The organism is Clostridium thermobutyricum DSM 4928 (assembly GCF_002050515.1).
Lineage (GTDB): Bacteria > Bacillota > Clostridia > Clostridiales > Clostridiaceae > Clostridium > Clostridium thermobutyricum.
Genome location: NZ_LTAY01000025.1, coordinates 1 through 16362, shown reverse-complemented (window position 1 = coordinate 16362; position 16362 = coordinate 1). Strand labels below are relative to the sequence as shown.

Annotated in this window: 17 protein-coding genes; 4 read left to right on the top strand and 13 right to left on the bottom strand. The window is 25.8% G+C overall.

Annotated elements, in window-relative coordinates:
- Positions 1 to 121: 121 nt before the first annotated feature.
- From asrC to CLTHE_RS03585, 5 genes are all read right to left on the bottom strand, one after another.
- On the bottom strand, positions 122 to 1102 hold the full coding sequence (asrC, locus tag CLTHE_RS03605) for a sulfite reductase subunit C (RefSeq protein WP_080022031.1): 981 nt from the start codon (positions 1100 to 1102) through the stop codon (positions 122 to 124).
- Positions 1103 to 1120: 18 nt separating this feature from the next.
- On the bottom strand, positions 1121 to 1918 hold the full coding sequence (gene asrB, locus CLTHE_RS03600; RefSeq protein WP_080022030.1) for an anaerobic sulfite reductase subunit AsrB: 798 nt from the start codon (positions 1916 to 1918) through the stop codon (positions 1121 to 1123).
- Positions 1911 to 2927, bottom strand: a complete 1017-nt coding sequence (asrA, locus tag CLTHE_RS03595; RefSeq protein WP_080022029.1) for an anaerobic sulfite reductase subunit AsrA — start codon at positions 2925 to 2927, stop codon at positions 1911 to 1913. Before asrA ends, asrB begins: the two co-directional genes overlap by 8 nt.
- Positions 2928 to 3037: 110 nt before the next feature.
- Positions 3038 to 3721 (bottom strand): Crp/Fnr family transcriptional regulator, encoded by a 684-nt coding sequence (locus tag CLTHE_RS03590; protein WP_002598085.1) that lies wholly within the window; start codon positions 3719 to 3721, stop codon positions 3038 to 3040.
- 116 nt (positions 3722 to 3837) lie between these two features.
- A complete protein-coding gene (locus CLTHE_RS03585; RefSeq protein ID WP_080022028.1) occupies positions 3838 to 4614 on the bottom strand; it encodes a formate/nitrite transporter family protein in 777 nt (258 codons plus the stop codon).
- 141 nt (positions 4615 to 4755) lie between these two features.
- Here CLTHE_RS03585 and CLTHE_RS03580 point away from each other — a divergent pair, with 141 nt between their 5' ends.
- Positions 4756 to 5373, top strand: a complete 618-nt coding sequence (locus CLTHE_RS03580; protein WP_002598087.1) for an undecaprenyl diphosphate synthase family protein — start codon at positions 4756 to 4758, stop codon at positions 5371 to 5373.
- Between the two features lies 1 nt (position 5374).
- A complete protein-coding gene (locus tag CLTHE_RS03575; protein WP_080022027.1) occupies positions 5375 to 6829 on the top strand; it encodes a phytoene desaturase family protein in 1455 nt (484 codons plus the stop codon).
- A 4-nt stretch (positions 6830 to 6833) separates the two neighbouring features.
- Here the strand turns inward: CLTHE_RS03575 and CLTHE_RS03570 are convergent, their stop codons facing one another.
- The 4 genes from CLTHE_RS03570 to metA form a co-directional block, all read right to left on the bottom strand.
- Complete coding sequence (locus CLTHE_RS03570) at positions 6834 to 8255, bottom strand: ATP-binding protein (protein WP_080022026.1); 1422 nt, start codon at positions 8253 to 8255, stop codon at positions 6834 to 6836.
- Positions 8239 to 8937: a response regulator transcription factor gene (locus tag CLTHE_RS03565; protein ID WP_002598090.1), complete on the bottom strand. Its 699-nt coding sequence runs from the start codon at positions 8935 to 8937 to the stop codon at positions 8239 to 8241. The genes CLTHE_RS03570 and CLTHE_RS03565 overlap by 17 nt, the downstream gene beginning before the upstream one ends.
- Positions 8938 to 9009: 72 nt before the next feature.
- Entirely contained in the window at positions 9010 to 10362 is a 1353-nt protein-coding gene (locus CLTHE_RS03560; protein WP_080022025.1) for a sodium-dependent transporter, read from the bottom strand.
- Between the two features lie 136 nt (positions 10363 to 10498).
- On the bottom strand, positions 10499 to 11413 hold the full coding sequence (gene metA, locus CLTHE_RS03555; RefSeq protein ID WP_080022024.1) for a homoserine O-acetyltransferase MetA: 915 nt from the start codon (positions 11411 to 11413) through the stop codon (positions 10499 to 10501).
- Between the two features lie 116 nt (positions 11414 to 11529).
- Here metA and CLTHE_RS03550 point away from each other — a divergent pair, with 116 nt between their 5' ends.
- The gene (locus CLTHE_RS03550; protein WP_080022023.1) at positions 11530 to 12480 is read left to right on the top strand and encodes a lactonase family protein; all 951 of its coding nucleotides are present in this window, start codon (positions 11530 to 11532) and stop codon (positions 12478 to 12480) included.
- Positions 12481 to 12498: 18 nt separating this feature from the next.
- On the opposite strand, the gene yidA is transcribed toward CLTHE_RS03550, so the two are convergent.
- Entirely contained in the window at positions 12499 to 13308 is an 810-nt protein-coding gene (gene yidA / locus CLTHE_RS03545; RefSeq protein ID WP_080022022.1) for a sugar-phosphatase, read from the bottom strand.
- On the bottom strand, positions 13301 to 13852 hold the full coding sequence (locus CLTHE_RS03540) for a TVP38/TMEM64 family protein (protein ID WP_080022021.1): 552 nt from the start codon (positions 13850 to 13852) through the stop codon (positions 13301 to 13303). The genes yidA and CLTHE_RS03540 overlap by 8 nt, the downstream gene beginning before the upstream one ends.
- A 275-nt stretch (positions 13853 to 14127) precedes the next feature.
- Between CLTHE_RS03540 and ytaF the strand changes: the two genes are divergently transcribed.
- Positions 14128 to 14745 (top strand): sporulation membrane protein YtaF, encoded by a 618-nt coding sequence (gene ytaF, locus CLTHE_RS03535; RefSeq protein ID WP_080022020.1) that lies wholly within the window; start codon positions 14128 to 14130, stop codon positions 14743 to 14745.
- Positions 14746 to 14774: 29 nt separating this feature from the next.
- On the opposite strand, the gene CLTHE_RS03530 is transcribed toward ytaF, so the two are convergent.
- Both CLTHE_RS03530 and CLTHE_RS03525 read right to left on the bottom strand, forming a co-directional pair.
- On the bottom strand, positions 14775 to 15188 hold the full coding sequence (locus CLTHE_RS03530) for a DUF3785 family protein (RefSeq protein WP_080022019.1): 414 nt from the start codon (positions 15186 to 15188) through the stop codon (positions 14775 to 14777).
- Positions 15189 to 15212: 24 nt separating this feature from the next.
- On the bottom strand, positions 15213 to 16304 hold the full coding sequence (locus tag CLTHE_RS03525; RefSeq protein ID WP_080022018.1) for an iron-containing alcohol dehydrogenase family protein: 1092 nt from the start codon (positions 16302 to 16304) through the stop codon (positions 15213 to 15215).
- Positions 16305 to 16362 lie beyond the last annotated feature (58 nt).

The window sequence follows — 16362 nt, the reverse complement described above, 5'->3', positions numbered from 1 at the left end:
TAATATTTTAACATAAATCTTATAACTAAAGTTATTTTTTTCTACATATATATATTATAACTTTTTACTTATATTAAAAAGCTGAATTTCAAAATGAAATCCAGCCTTTAATAACTTTATATTAATAATTTTGAGTATTTGGATATTTTATTCCACTCCAATATACATTATTTTTAATTATTACTTTATCACTTAATTCAACACCTTCAAGAGCCCATTTTTTCCACTCCATGAAGCCTGTTCTGTCAATGATATACCCAATATGCTCTTTTCCTTCTGGTGCATCTTTAGATATATATTCTTTAACATATTTATAAGTATTTAAAATTATTTTTACTATACTATCTTCATCAGCCCAAATTAAGAAATCTTCTCCAATTCTTGGATTCTTTTTACCAGTTCTACCCATTATTGCTAATCTATAATATCTTTCTTTACTTCTAGTCCAAGCTCCTGTAGGACATTCAATAACACATTGTCCACATCCAATACATTTCATTGGATCTCTAACAACTTTATAATTTTCTGCTGATAATGCTCCTGTAGCTTTCTTTTTACAGGCTCTTACACAAGCACCACAACTTATACATCTGTTATATTCATATTGTGGTTCTGTCATTCCTATTATTCCAAAGTCATGCATTCTTGCTTTTATACAGTCATTTGGACATCCTGTTAAAGCAATTTTAAAGTGTAAGTCATTTGGGAAAATTGCTTTTTCTATTCTTTTAGCAAAATTTGTTGTATTGTAATTACCAAAAGGACATACTTTATTACCTATACATGCAGTTACATTTCTTGTTCCTGAAGCTGAATATCCTGTTCCTTCTTCAACTTGATTTATTTCTAAACCTTCAATTACTTCTTGAAGCATTTCATTTACTTTATCAACATTTTCCATTTTAATTCCTGGAATTTCAAATCCTTGTCTTGCAGTAATATGAAGGCTTCCATTACCATATTCTTCTGATATATTTGCTAATGTTTTTAAATATTTGGCATCTATATGCCCACCTGGAACTCTTACTCTTGAAGCAGTAATTCCTCTCTCTTTTGTATATCTAAAAGCATTCTTTTTTAATTTCTTTAAATTTATATCCATGCCTGTCCCTCCACACAACTAATCTATTAGAAGTTTTCCTTTTGTATAGTTAAATACCGGTCCATCTAAGCAAATGTATGTATCATCTATTTTACAATGTCCGCATTTACCTAATCCACAGCACATTTTTCTTTCTTGAGAAATCCAAATATTTTCTTCTTTAATTCCTCTTTTTAAGAATTCTAAAACTGTAAATTTCATCATCATAGGAGGTCCTACAACTATAACTTGAACATTTTCCATGTCTTTTATCTCTAATTCTGGTATGAATTTAGTTACAAGACCTGTGTGACCTTCATAACCTTCATCAGCTGAATCTACAGTAACTATAAGATTACTTAATTCATTGTTCCATGCTTTTAAATCTTCTTTGAAAAGAGCATCTTTTGGTGTTTTAAATCCAACTATAAGAGTTGATCCTTTACAATCCTCTGGATTTTTAGCAAAATGATCTACAACACCTCTAACTGGTGAAAGTCCTGTTCCACCTGCAACTACTACTATTTCTTTTCCTTTATAATTTTCTATATCAAAACCATTTCCATAAGGTCCTCTCATGAAAAGTTTATCTCCAACATAATTGTTAAATACTTCATTTGTTACTTTACCAACTTTTCTTATTGTTAAATCAACAAAATTTTCTCCTATTCCACTTACTGAAATTGGAGCTTCCCCAAATTTAGGAATTGAAACTTCGAAGAATTGCCCTGGCTTAACTTCTCCTTTAAATTCCATTCTGAAAGTATATTCTATTTCTGTATGCTTTATAACATCTAATATAGTAGATGCATATGGTATATATTCATTTCTATTCATTTGAAGTCACCTCATCCATTGCTTTTCTTAATTTATTTACAGCACCTGGCATGCTTATATATTGTGGACAAATATCATCACATCTTCCGCAACCAGTACACATGTGGTATCCCCATCTCTTTTTGTAATCATATACTTTATGCATTACTTTAAATCTCATTTTGTCTCCATTTGGTTTTCTAAATTCATGACCACCAGCCATTGTAGTGTATCCTTGAACTTGACATGAAGCCCAAACTCTTCTTCTTTCACCAGCATTTTTATTATCTTTATAGAATATATCTTGCATTGTATAACAAGTACATGTAGGACAAACAAAGTTACATCTTCCACATGCTATACATCTTTCAGTATATTCATTCCACATAGTTGATTTAAAAATTCTAGTATCTATATTTTCTGGTATATCCACTTTAATTGTGTTTTCTTTAACAAATTCAGGCATAACTTCACAATCCATTTTTTGTAAAGAACTTACAGCTTCTTCTATATCTTTATCTTTTACATCTAAATATACAAAATCTTCATCAACTTTTAAATAAGCATCATAAGCATCTGTTTCATTTGTTCCCATTGAAACACAGAAGCAATTTTCAAAGCTATTTGGACATCCAATTACTATAAATTTAGCTTTTTCTCTTACTCTTTTATAGTATATGTCTTCAAATCCATTTCTTAAATAAATATCATCAAATCTCTTAATAGCGTGCATATCACAACTTCTTAATATTATTACTGGAGTAAAATCTTCTCCTTTTGCTTCTTTAAACTCATCTTCAGTAAAGAAAAATAAAGTTTGTGTAATTGGTGTTATTATTTCCTTTGATGAAAAATCAGATTTTTTATCAAAAACAATCTCTGATAAGTCTTTTATTTCTCCATATCTAATCATGTCTGTTTCAGAAAATCTACCTTTTCCCTCAAAGACTTTTGGAGCAAAAACTTTTACTTTAGGTGAGATACTTCTTATTAAACTATCTACATCCTCTTTTCTTAATTTAATCCCCATAATAAAACTCCTTCCAAATTAAAAACATAAAACCACATTATTTTAATAGTGCCTATTTTCTCTATGGAAGTTATTATAAACAATTATCTCTTTTTAAACTGTAATCTTTATCACAGTCCTTTAAAATAGTCTGACAATTTATCTCTATCTACAATTATAATATCTTTATTATCTTTTATTATAAATCCATCTTTAACAAGAGAATTTATCCCTCTTGATACTGTTTCTCGCGGCATTCCAAACATTTCCGAAAGATATGTAACACTTATTTTTATATTTATTCTACATCCTCTACTTTCCATTACTCCATAATCTTTAGAAAGTTTCCAAAGCTTTGCTGCAAGTCTTTTCTCTATTTTTAAAGGAGTTGAATTTTTTATTTGTCTATATGTTCGTCTTAATTTTTTGCTCAATCCTGTTAATACTATTTTAGTTAACTCAAAATCTTCTTCCATTATATCTAAAAAATCGAATTTATTTATACTTATAAGCTCTGCTTCTTCAAATACTTCACAGCTTACTGACGAAGGTAAATCATCTATTAAAACTTCATTTAATATTTCATTTTCTCCTAATATAAATATTATTTTTTTATAAGAGTTTTCTGAGAATTTATATAATGAAACCTTACCACTTTTAACAATATAAATATTATTTGTTACTTCTTTTTCTCTAAATATATGCTCACCTTTTTTTACTCTATTTAAATCACTATAAAGGCTTAATTTCATTAATGTACTTTTTTTTAAATTTTTAAAAAAATCTATTTCTATTAAATTTTCTACATTAACCATATCAATCTCCTATCCTCTTTATATTTGTTGTATCTATTATAACATTTACTATGTATTTTATTCTTTATAAAAAAAATTAAAAAGGTGTTAACATTAAATGTTAACACCTTCTCTATCTATTTTTTTACTTTTGTTTTTGAAATCACATAATAAGGAAAAGCTACAAATAAAGCACCACCTATTATATTTCCTATAGTTGCAAAAAATATATTATAAATTGCTCCACCTATACTCATAAGTTCAGATGCTTCTCCTAATAATCCAATCATAAAAAGTGACATATTAGCAATACTATGCTCAAATCCACTAGTTACAAATACAAGAAGACAAAGAAAAATAACAATTATCCTAGATGTTTCCTCTTTCATTTTTATAAAACACCAAACTGCTATACATACAAGAATGTTACAAAGAATTCCTCTAACTATTATTTGTTCAAAAGGAACATTTATTTTTGTTAAAGCTCCTTCAACTATATATTCAGCAACTATCCCTTTATTTAATCCGGAAAATTGAAATAATAAAGCCACAACTGCCGAACCTATAAAATTACCTAAATAGCTAAAACACCAGATATTTATAACATCTTTTTTTGTAACTTCATTTTCTAATAAGCCACCTGTCATTACAAAATTATTTCCTGTAAAAAGTTCTGCTCCAGAAAACATTACAAGTACTAAAGCCACACAAAAAACACTTCCCATTATAAGCTTTGTAGCTGGCGAATGATATTCATTAAATTTAGCTCCTACTGTATATGCAAGAATTATAGCTAGTCCAACAAATAATCCAGCAAGAGCTGCTGCCATTATGTACGCCTTTCTATTATCATAAAAAAAATCCCTTTTCTTTTTTGCACCATCTACCACTTTAAAAAAATCTGAACTATACATTTTATCCCTCCCAATAAATTCTCCTATTTCACTATACATAGTTTATTTACAAAATTCAATATTTTTATAAATTTATTAGGATAAATTTTCTTTATTTGTTAATAATAAAAATAAATTTAATTTTAAAGGAGAAATAGTTTTATGAGAATACCAAATCACATAGGAATAATTCCAGATGGTAATAGACGTTATGCAACTTCTCTTGGTTTAACCAAAGATTGTGGTTATATTCATGGTATATTACCAGGACTTACTCTTTTTAAACAATGTCAAAAATTAGGTATAAAAGAATTAACTTTTTACGGATTTACTCTTGATAATACTAAAAGACCTTCAATTCAAAAAAATGCTTTTACTGATGCTTGTATAAAATCTGTAAACTTAATTTCTAAAGAAAATGCTGAAATTCTTGTACTTGGAAATACATCTTCAAAAAATTTTCCTAAAGAACTTCTTCCTTATACTAAAAGAAAAGTTTGTGGGAAAGGTGGAATAAAAGTTAATTTTTTAATAAATTATGGCTGGGAATGGGATTTAAAAAATTATACTAATTCATCTTCAATTATGTCTAGTGACATTTCTAGAATAGATTTAATAATCAGATGGGGTGGTAGAAGACGTTTAAGTGGATTTCTTCCTATTCAATCTGTTTATTCTGATTTTTATATAATAGATGACTTTTGGCCTAATTTTAAAGAAACCCATCTTTTTGAAGCTTTAGAGTGGTATAACACTCAAGATGTTACTTTAGGTGGATAATATGAAAGATGCTATTGTAATTGGTTCTGGAATTGCTGGTTTATCTTCTGCTTTAAGACTCCAAAGCCAAGGATATTCAGTCACTATAATAGAAAAAAATTCATTTATTGGAGGAAAAACTAGTCTTATAAATAATAAATATAATAGTTTTAATTTGACTGCAACTATGCCTATTCTTTCTAAATCTCTTTTTGAGCTTTTTAATGAAATAGGTGAGGATCTAAATTATTATATTAAATATCAAAGATTAGATCCTTTTTGTAAAGCCTTCTTTAAAGATGGAACTTCATTTGAATTTTCATCAGATTTAAAAAATCTTTCTGAAAATTTATCTAATGAAGATTTTGAAGATTATTTAGATTTAATTTGTGATGCTAAGGATATTTATTCGAATAAGTCCTTTAATACTCCAAATTTCAAATTAAGTTTTAGGAGTTTATATAATAAGGTTAAATCAACTAATTTATCTAATACTTATAATTATTTTAGAAATCATTTATCAAATCAAAATTTAGTAGAAGCTCTTACTTTTCAAAGTATGCAAATAGGAACTTCTCCTTTTAAATACTTTACTTCTTCTTCTCTTATGCCTTTAATAAATAGTATTGAAGGATTCATAGAAATAGAAGGTGGTATTAATAGTTTTGTTAAGGCACTTAGCAAAGTATTTTTAAAACGTGGTGGAAAATATTTATTAAAGACAGAAGTAAAATCTTTAAATTTTAAAAATAATACATGTATTGGAGTATCTACAAATAGTGGTAAAACTTTAAACTCTTCTATAGTTTTATGTACATCTAATTTTCAATATACTTTAAATAATTTAATTCCACAAAAGTTTAATACTGAAAATTATGCTTTTTCAAAATTAGAAAAAGAACATATAGCTTCCTCTAGATTTGTTCTTTACCTTTCAATAAAAAAAGAGTTTCCACAATTATCTACTCATAATATTTTTATAAATAAGGATTTTAAAGAAAATATAAATGCTTGTTTTAAATGTGATATTCCTAAAAATCCACATCTTTATGTATATAAGGATAGTTTTAAAAAAGGTATTACAAATATGAGTGTTATACTTAATGTACCAAACCTTTTATATTTGAATGAAGATTTTTGGACTAAAGATAATATTTTTAAAATTGAAGATTTAATTTTTAGAACTTTAGAAGACTTTTTTAAAGTTAGGCAACTTTCTACATTTATATTAGATAAAATCTCTATATCACCTATAACGTATAAAAAACTTTTCAACACTTGTAATGGTAATTTTTATCAAACATATCCTAACAATTCTAATTTAGATTTTTCAAAACCTACATGTAAAATAGAAGGTATAAATAACCTTTATTTTGCTGGAGAATCTATAAATTTTGGATCTGGAATTTTTAATGTCTTAAAATCTTCTAAAATAGCCGTAAAAACTTTAATAGATGATATAAAAATAAGAAAGTAAATATTTACTTTCTTATTTTTATTCTAAATTTAGCTCCTTTTTTACTATCTAAAAGCTCTATTATTCCATTATGATTTTCTATTATTTTTTTAGTTATTGACAAACCTAAACCTGTTCCTCCATCAGTTTGTCTGCTTTCATCTCCACGTACAAATTCATCAAAAATAGTTTCTTTTATTTCATTTGGAACTCCAACTCCATCATCTTCAATATCTATATTGTAGCTTTCATTATCTTCTTTTAAACTTATATAAATATTTTTTGCATTTTCATTATATTTAAGAGAATTTTCAATTATATTACTTATAGCTCTCTTAAAAAGCCTTATATCAATCAAATGGAACTTAGATTCTTCAGGTATATTTATATGAAGCTCTATTCCATCTTCTTCAATCTCTTCATAATATTCAACTATTATAGTTCTTAAAAGCTCACAAATATCTACCTTTAAATAATTAAATTTGAAACTATTATTTTCTAACTTTACAAATTCAAAAAGGTCTTCTATAAGGCCACTTACTCTCTCACTTTTTTTATAAATAGCATTATAATATTGTTTTTTTTGCTCTTCACTGTCTAACATTCCTTGACTTAACGCAGCAGAATAGCTTTTTATTGTTGTCATTGGCGTTTTTATATCATGAGAAAGATCTAATAAAAGTTTATTTTTACTTTTCTCAAGCCTTCTGTTTTCTTCTTCACTATTATTTAATTTTTCTATTAAATAATTTAAAGTATCTCTTATTCCTTCAAATTCTTCCTCCCCTTTAAATTCTATCTTCTCACTGTAATTCCCATTAATAATACTTACTAAAGCATTATCAATCTCAGTTAAAGGTTTTTTAAGTTTTCTTGCAGTGTATATACTATATAATATTATAAATAAGATTGTAGCTCCTGCTGCAATTGAAATTACTTTTCCATATTCTTTATAAAATGGCTTGCCTACACTAAAAGGAAGTTTAAATAAATTCAAATTTAATCTTATTTTATCTTTTGGAATTCTGAGTAAACAATAATACTCTTGATTATCTTTATCTTTAACCATATTCATTAATATTCTATATTTTCCATCTTCTTTTCTGGTCGCTAAATTAAGAAGTTCTGCTTGAGAATATCTATTACCTTCGTGAGGTATTTCTCCATACCTTTTTACTATAACCCCATTTTTATTTATTATTTCCATTTCACCATTTAATTCTTTTAATTCTTTTATATTTATGGTTGTATAATCTATATACTCTCCTGATATTACATCTATTAATGGTAAGCTATTCTTTTCTATAACCTTAGGTAACTCTAGTGCTATATAAAGATATGCTATTGAGCACACTATTCCTAATACTATTACAAAAGAAACATATCTTTTAAAAACCGATACTATAAGTTTTTCTCTTTTTCTATTAAATCTAAATATTTTTTTCAAATCTGTAACCTAATCCTCTTATAGTTTTTAAGTATTTAGGTGTTCTCCCATTGTCCTCAATTTTATCTCTAAGCCTACTTATATGCACCATTATTGTATTATCTCCCCCTAAGAAACTTTCGTTCCATACTTCCTCAAAAATTTGATTTTTAGTTAAAATCCTTCCTGAGTTCTCCATAAAATATTTTAATATTTTATATTCAATTGAAGTTAATTCTAAGTCATTCCCCTTAAATTTGACTTTAACATTAAATTTATCTAAAACTATATCTCCAATCTCTATAACATCTTTTTCATTAGCTTCACCATCTGTTAATTTATAAACTCTTCTTATCTGAGCCTTAACCCTTGCCATAACTTCTAATGGATTAAAAGGTTTTGTTATATAATCATCAGCTCCTACATCAAGTCCTAATATTTTATCATCATCCTGACTTTTAGCTGAAAGTAAAATTATTGGGATATTACTTTCTTTTCTTATTTCTTTTAATACTCTATAACCATCAATTTTAGGCATCATTATATCAATAATTGCTAAATCTATTTTTTCTTTTTTTCTTATATTTAAAGCTTCAACGCCATCTTTCGCTTTTATTGTTTTAAATCCCTCTTTATTCAGATAAAGCTCTAATACATCTAATATTTCTTTTTCATCATCACACAACAATACTGTATATTCCATAGCATCATCCCCATCTTTATAATAAAAAAGAATCCATAGTAATATGGATTCTTATATAGATTATATCATATTTTATATAAATGTCTTTAAAAATACTATTAAAACTAATATTGGTGTAATATATCTTATAGTAAAAAACATTATTTTTACTATAGCTTCATTTTTTATAGTTCCATTGTTAGTTAATTGATTTTTTATAGTATCTCTACTTACAAAATAACCAATAAGTATAGTTACTAAAATACCGTTTATAGGTAAAAGAATATTTGAAACAATATCACTAAATAAATTAAAGAAAGTATCTCCAAAAATCTTAAATTGTCCTAATACTCCTTCAGGATTTGCTGATAATGCAGCTAAAATTCCAAAAGCTACTATTATAACTATATTTATAACTATAGCTTTTTTTCTTTCAATTTTAAATTGTTCTGTAAATGTTGCAATAAGAACTTGTACAATTGAAATAGTTGCCATTGTTGCTGCCATAGCAGTTAAAAGGAAAAATACTATTCCTAATATTGTTCCACCTGCCATTTTTGAAAAAATAAGTGGAACTGTGTTAAATAAAAGTCCTGGGCCTTGAGATGGTTTAAGACCAAATGCAAAAACTGCTGGAAATATTGCAAGTCCAGCTATAAGTGACACACAAGTATCTGCAAGAGCCACTTTTACACCAGTTTTAATAAGATTATTGTCATCTGTAAAATAACTACTATATGTATACATTGATCCTGTTCCCACTGATAATTTAAAAAATGCTAGTCCAAGTGCTGAAAGAATAACACTTAAGTTTACTTTAGAAAAGTTTGGTTGTAATAAAAATTTAATTCCTTGCATAGCTCCTGGAAGAGTTACACTTCTAATTGCACAAACAATAAGAAGTACTACAAGTACAGGCATTAATATTTTAGTTATTTTTTCTATTCCACTCTTAACACCCATACCAAGAATAATACCAGCAACTATTAAAGCAACTATTTGCCATACTATTGGTCCTAATGGTCCTACACTTGCTTCATTGAACATATTTACTGCTCCACTTGCTGTTATACCTTTAAAGCTACCAGCTAACGCTTTAAACACATAACAATATACCCATCCTGCTACTACAGTGTAGAAAAATAACATCATATAAGATGCTAAAAGTCCAATAATTCCTATAACTTTGAACCCTTTTTTATCAGTAACCTCTGAAACTGCACCATAAATATTTTTTCTGGTACTTCTTCCAACAATAAATTCACTAATTAAAGTAGGTATTCCTATTATAAGGATACAAATCAAATAAATTATAATAAAAGCTGCACCACCATTTTCCCCTACTACAAAAGGAAACATCCATATATTTCCTAAACCAACTGCCGAACTTAGTGTTGCAAAAAATACTGCAAGTCCAGATGAAAATTTCTCTCTATTTTGCTCCAACTAAATCATCTCCATTTCTACTAAAATTTTAATACTTATTGATTATATAACGAAATTTATTAAATATACAATAATTTTGTTAAAAAAAATAATACCATCTCTAAACTTTTTTAAAAATGGTAATATTTTTTTAATATCATATTAACTCAATGTCATATGGTGTATTTTGATAAATACAATAATTTAACCAATTACTAAAAATTATATTGGCAGCCCCTCTCCATTTAACTTGAATTCTTTTTTCTATATTATTATCCTCAAAATAATTTTCTGGAATTTTTATATCAATTCCTTTTTCTAGATCTCTTAGATATTCATTTTTTAAAGTATCTCTTTCATATTCTAAATGTCCTGTTATAAATATTTGCTTATAATCTTTATCACTTATAATAAAAGCACCTGCTTTTTTAGATTCAGATAATATTTTTAAATCTTTAATCTTTAATATATCTTCTTTTTTAATTTCAGTATATCTTGAATGAGGTGCCCAAAATATATCATCTAATCCTCTTAATAACAAACTATCTTTTTCTACAGCGTAATGCTCAAAAATCCCAAATTTCTTTTCCTCTAAAATATTTTTATCTATTTTGTAATGATAATAAAGTCCCGCTTGAGCTCCCCAACATATATGAAATGTTGAATATACATTTTTTTTGCTCCATTCCATTATCTCTCTTAATTCATTCCAATATATAACATCTTCAAATTCAATTTGTTCAACTGGAGCTCCTGTTATTATAAGACCATCAAATTTTTCTTCTTTTATCTCATCAAAATATGAATAAAATTTCTCTAAATGTTCCTGTGATGTATTTTGAGATTTATATGTTCTAGTCTTTATAAGCTTTATTTCAACTTGAAGTGGTGTATTAGATAAATGCCTTAAAAGTTGATTTTCTGTTTCTATTTTCTTTGGCATTAACTTTAATATTCCTATTTTAAGTGGTCTTATATCTTGATTATTAGCACGCAATTCATTCATTACAAATATATTTTCTTTAGTTAAAACCGAAAATGCTGGTAAATTTTTTGGTATTTTCAATGGCATAATATCCCCTCCTATTTCATTAAACCATATTTTTACTTAAAAAGAAATTTTTAAATAATTTTTCTATTTCTTCTTTAATGCTATAATAAAGTAAATTCACTTTAAGGAGATTTTATATGAGTAAAAATTTTTTAATTGGAACATATACAAAAAAATATAGTAAAGGAATATATAAATTTACTTTAGATTCAAATGATAATGGATCATTTGAAAAAAGATTTAAACTTCATAACCCAACTTATATAGATATAAAAAATAATTTTCTCATTTCTTCTCATGGAGACTCTAATAGCGGGGGTGTAGTTTTATTTTCATTAAAAAATGATTCCCTCATCCCATTAGATAAAGCTGAAGATTTTAATTGTCCTCCTTGTTTTGTTGAAATTTATAAAGATTATGTTTTATCTTGTAATTATCATCAAGGATTATTCATTTTATATAAAATCACTTCAGATTATTCTTTACAAAAACTAAATTCTATCTCTATAGAAAACGGAAAACTTCATTGCTGTAGAGTATATAAAGATAAACTTTATATAGTAGATTTAAATAATTCTAGTTTAAATGTTTATAGTTTTCCAAACTTGAAGCCAATAACTAAAATAAACTTGGAGAAAAAATCAAAACCAAGACATTTAGATTTTAAGGATAATTTTGTTTATTTAATTACAGAAGGAACCTATGAATTGTTTCAAATAGATATTGATACACTATATATATCTAACAGTATAAAACCTTTAAATTTTAATAATGATTTAGAAGGAGCTGCTATTCATATATATGATAATTTTATTTATACATCTGAAAGAAAAACTAATACTTTTTCTGTATTTAAAATTTTAGAAAATAACAGCTTAAAGCATATACAAAACTTTTCTTATAAAAAAATAAATTCTCCAAGAGATTTTATCTTAGATAGTGATAAACTATTTTCTTGTAATTTAAAATCTGATTCTATTTCTATATTTAGCTTAAAAAATGGAATAATAGATAAATTTTCTAATGAAATTCCAATCCCAGAACCTATTTGTATAAAAAAATATAAAAATAAAACATGTCCAAATTAATATTTGGACATGTTTTTACTATTTATTTAAAACAAATTTTTCAATTGCTTTTGCAACACCATCATTATCATTAGTGTCAGTTATGTAATCTGCAATTTCTTTTAACTCATCTGAACCATTTTTCATAACAACACCAAGCCCTGCATATTTTATCATAGGATAATCATTCATTGCATCACCCATTGTTATTACTTCTTCTCTCTTTATATTTAAATGCTCTGCTAAAAGTTTAACTCCAGCACCTTTATCTGCATTTTTATTAAAGAATTCTAAGAAGAATGGAGCGCTTCTTGCCATACTATACTTATCACTTAATTCTTTTGGTAATTTTTTAATTCCAGCTTCTAAAATTTCTGGTTCATCTATCATCATTATTTTTATTATATCTTCATTATTATCAATATTGTCATGACTAACTTCTGTTAATGTTATAAAGTTTTGATCTGCTTCATATTGAGTATATTTACTATTTTTAGGAGTTATAAGCCCTCTTTCTTTTGAAAACGCATGAATATTTACTCCTATTTCACGACTTAAATTATAAAGATAACTTAAATCTTCTCCTTTTATAGTAACATCACAAATAACTTCTCTTGATTTACTTTTTTGAACTAAACAACCATTATAACTTAATACATAGTCATCATCACTTAATAAGTCTAATTCTTCTAAATATTTTAAAAGTCCATCTATTGGCCTTCCTGATGCTAATACTACATAAACACCTTTTTTTCTTGCTTCTTTTATTGCTTTTTTAGTTCTCTCAGATATTTTTTTATCACTTGTTAAAAGTGTTCCATCCATATCTATTGCTATAAGTTTATACATTGCTTGTCTCCTTTTTAAATGTTTTATAAATTAAATATACAGCTAATACGCCTATAATCAACTGAATATATTTTCCTCCACTTTTTAATATTCCATAACTAACTAACATTTCTAATCCTATAGATGGAATTTTACCAATGCAAGTTGCAAAAATATATCTAAAATCATCTATCTTACTTAAAGCTGCTGCAAGTGTAACTATTCCTGATGGAATAAATGGAATAACTCTAGCTTGGAAAATTAAAAAAGTAGCTTTATTTCCTTCACTTTCTGAGATTTTCTCTAAAATTTTATATTTAGAGAATCTTTTTTCGATGCTTTCCTTTAAGCCTTTTTTATAAAGTTTAAAACTTATATAATTTCCTATAGTTTCTCCTGCTAAAGAAACTATAAATCCAAGAAAAGGTCCAAAAAATATAAGATTTGCTCCAGTGACAAAAACTGAAGGAACTAGTCCTAAAATTGCAATTATTATACTTATTAATATACTTATAATAATTGCATATTGACTATACTCACTTAATAATCTTAATACATTATTCATTCTCAACTTCCCTTCTTTTACTCTTTTAATTATAAACTAAACTAAAATATATGGCTACTTCAAACCTTATAAAACTTAGAAATTCTATCTAAAATTTTATAATTTTCTTATTATGCATTAACAACCTTTTAAAAATAGATTACATCTATAACTAAAAAGATTTAATATATTTTTATAGTATGGAAGTAATCAAAAATTCCTTTTTTGTCGATTAATGTAGCAAGCCCAAATCTAATACATATACTATATTAATCAATTTATTTGAGGTAAAAAAAATGAGTATCTTTATTTTAGTTATTTCACTTATATTAGATTCTTTTGTTACAAGTATAGCTTATGGCTCTGATAATATTAAGATACCAAATTCCTCTATTATTTTAATTAATTTCATTTCAGCTTTAATGCTTACTTTAGCAATTTTATTTGGTATATCTTTAATGAATTTTATTCCAGAAGGACTTCCAAATAAAATAAGCTTTGTAATATTTTTTTCACTTGGTTTATATAAACTTTTTGAAGTATTAATAAAGAAATATTTTAAAAAGTTTTCGCTTCATAAGAAACCTTTAACTTTTAAAGCTTTTGATATGAACTTTGCTTTAAATGTTTATATAGACGAAAAATCTGCTGACTTTGATAAATCAAAGGCTATATCATTAAAAGAAAGTGTTTACTTATCTTTAGCATTATCACTAGATAGTTTAGCAGTTGGAATTGGTATTAGCTTTATGCAAATAAATTATGTACTTCTTATAGTACTTTGTTTTATTTTAGGAGTACTTTCATTTAAATTTGGAATATTATTAGGGAAAAAATTAGTTAGTAAAAGAGAAATTAATCTTTCATGGCTTTCAGGCCTTATTTTGCTTTTAATCTCTTTTACTAAACTATAAAAGAGCTAGAAAACTATTCTAGCTCTTTCTTATACTACTAATTCCTCTATTTGTATTATGAATTTACCACAATTTTTACATATTATTATGCTTACTATATAGCTATCATCTACTTCACCTAAAAGTTCTAATTTATGATATGTTTTACCTTCATAATCTTTATCTATATTTGCTATAACGTATTTTTTATTTTTAGTATATATATAGAAAAATCCTTCTACATATTCACTTACATTTCTTTTCTCTTTAAAGTTACTATCACAACTATCACAAGATGAGCTATAGTAAGCTTTATCGAACTCTAAATTTCCTTCATTTAAAAGTCTTAAAACTTCATCTAAACCAAAACCTTCAACTGGGGATTCTTCATCATTTATTAATTCTAATAAATTTTCTTCGTTTAAAATATATTCTTTTTCTTCAAAATTAAATTTGTACTCCATTTTACTCCTCTTTTCATTTTTTAACTAGATTATATCATAATTAAGCTCTCTATTTTTCAAACTATTTGAATAAATATTGAAAATATCATAATATATTTCATTTTTTAGCTTTTTATCTTCTTTAATTATTCTTTGCATAGATATTTTAGCTAATTTTTCAACTTCTAATTTTTCTAATTCTACTTTATTATAACTACTCAATTTATTTATAGTTTTGCTTAAGTCTCTAAATGTAGAAAATCCTAGTACATTTATTATGTTGTTTAATTTTTTTTCTTTTCTAAACTTTTTAAGATATTCATTATAAAGTATCCCTTTTGATTTTCCAAGACTTAAATTACCATTGTATGATAAAGTTTCTCCTAATACGTTAAATAATCCTCTTCCATATCTATTTAATAATATTCCACCTAGTATAGACGCCATTGATAAATTTTCTCTATCTCTTGAAGAAATATTACAATCTAATAAATTATCTATTGATTCTCCAAATCTTCTTAAGCCTTCAATAGCTATTCTTTCATTTTCTTTATCTATATTTTCATTTAAGTAACCTTCAATTAAATTACTTAGTCCATTTAAACTAGAGTTTTTAACTAATTCTATATTTATCTTGTTTGTATAATATGGATCTACTATAGCCATATTAGGCTCTACTTCTATAGTATAAAAATTTATTTCATCTAAATTTATTACTGCGTATTTACTTGTTTCACTACCTGACCCAGATATAGTAGGAATCGTAACTAATGGGACATTTCCTCTATTTTTTATACTTTTATTTTTTAAAAGAATACTAATTCCTTTTCCAATATCTATTGTTGTACCTCCACCTACTGCTACAACATAATCACATTTTTCCTTTCTTCCTATCTCAGCTCCTTCTTCTATATCTTTTATATTTGCCATAATCTCTGATTTTATATAAACAGAGTATTTTATATCATTTTTTTTGAAAAATTCTAATAAATCTTTATAACCTTGACTATTTTTTGATGATTTTTTCCCAGATACAATTAAAGGCTTTTCTCCAAGCTTTAACATTTCTGTTCCGTACTTTTCTAAAATTCCTCTGCCATATACAATATTAGTATTTGTTTTTAAATTTAATTTCATCCTTTTTCCCCTTTCAACTATTGATGCCTACATAAAGATTACTTATTCTATATTATTT

Coding starts and splice junctions, on each gene's coding strand:
- asrC (WP_080022031.1), bottom strand. CDS start 1,102: ATGGATATAAATTTAAAGAAATTAAAAAAGAATGCTTTTAGATATACA.
- asrB (WP_080022030.1), bottom strand. CDS start 1,918: ATGAATAGAAATGAATATATACCATATGCATCTACTATATTAGATGTT.
- asrA (WP_080022029.1), bottom strand. CDS start 2,927: ATGGGGATTAAATTAAGAAAAGAGGATGTAGATAGTTTAATAAGAAGT.
- CLTHE_RS03590 (WP_002598085.1), bottom strand. CDS start 3,721: ATGGTTAATGTAGAAAATTTAATAGAAATAGATTTTTTTAAAAATTTA.
- CLTHE_RS03585 (WP_080022028.1), bottom strand. CDS start 4,614: ATGTATAGTTCAGATTTTTTTAAAGTGGTAGATGGTGCAAAAAAGAAA.
- CLTHE_RS03580 (WP_002598087.1), top strand. CDS start 4,756: ATGAGAATACCAAATCACATAGGAATAATTCCAGATGGTAATAGACGT.
- CLTHE_RS03575 (WP_080022027.1), top strand. CDS start 5,375: ATGAAAGATGCTATTGTAATTGGTTCTGGAATTGCTGGTTTATCTTCT.
- CLTHE_RS03565 (WP_002598090.1), bottom strand. CDS start 8,937: ATGGAATATACAGTATTGTTGTGTGATGATGAAAAAGAAATATTAGAT.
- metA (WP_080022024.1), bottom strand. CDS start 11,413: ATGCCATTGAAAATACCAAAAAATTTACCAGCATTTTCGGTTTTAACT.
- CLTHE_RS03550 (WP_080022023.1), top strand. CDS start 11,530: ATGAGTAAAAATTTTTTAATTGGAACATATACAAAAAAATATAGTAAA.
- yidA (WP_080022022.1), bottom strand. CDS start 13,308: ATGTATAAACTTATAGCAATAGATATGGATGGAACACTTTTAACAAGT.
- CLTHE_RS03540 (WP_080022021.1), bottom strand. CDS start 13,852: ATGAATAATGTATTAAGATTATTAAGTGAGTATAGTCAATATGCAATT.
- ytaF (WP_080022020.1), top strand. CDS start 14,128: ATGAGTATCTTTATTTTAGTTATTTCACTTATATTAGATTCTTTTGTT.
- CLTHE_RS03530 (WP_080022019.1), bottom strand. CDS start 15,188: ATGGAGTACAAATTTAATTTTGAAGAAAAAGAATATATTTTAAACGAA.
- CLTHE_RS03525 (WP_080022018.1), bottom strand. CDS start 16,304: ATGAAATTAAATTTAAAAACAAATACTAATATTGTATATGGCAGAGGA.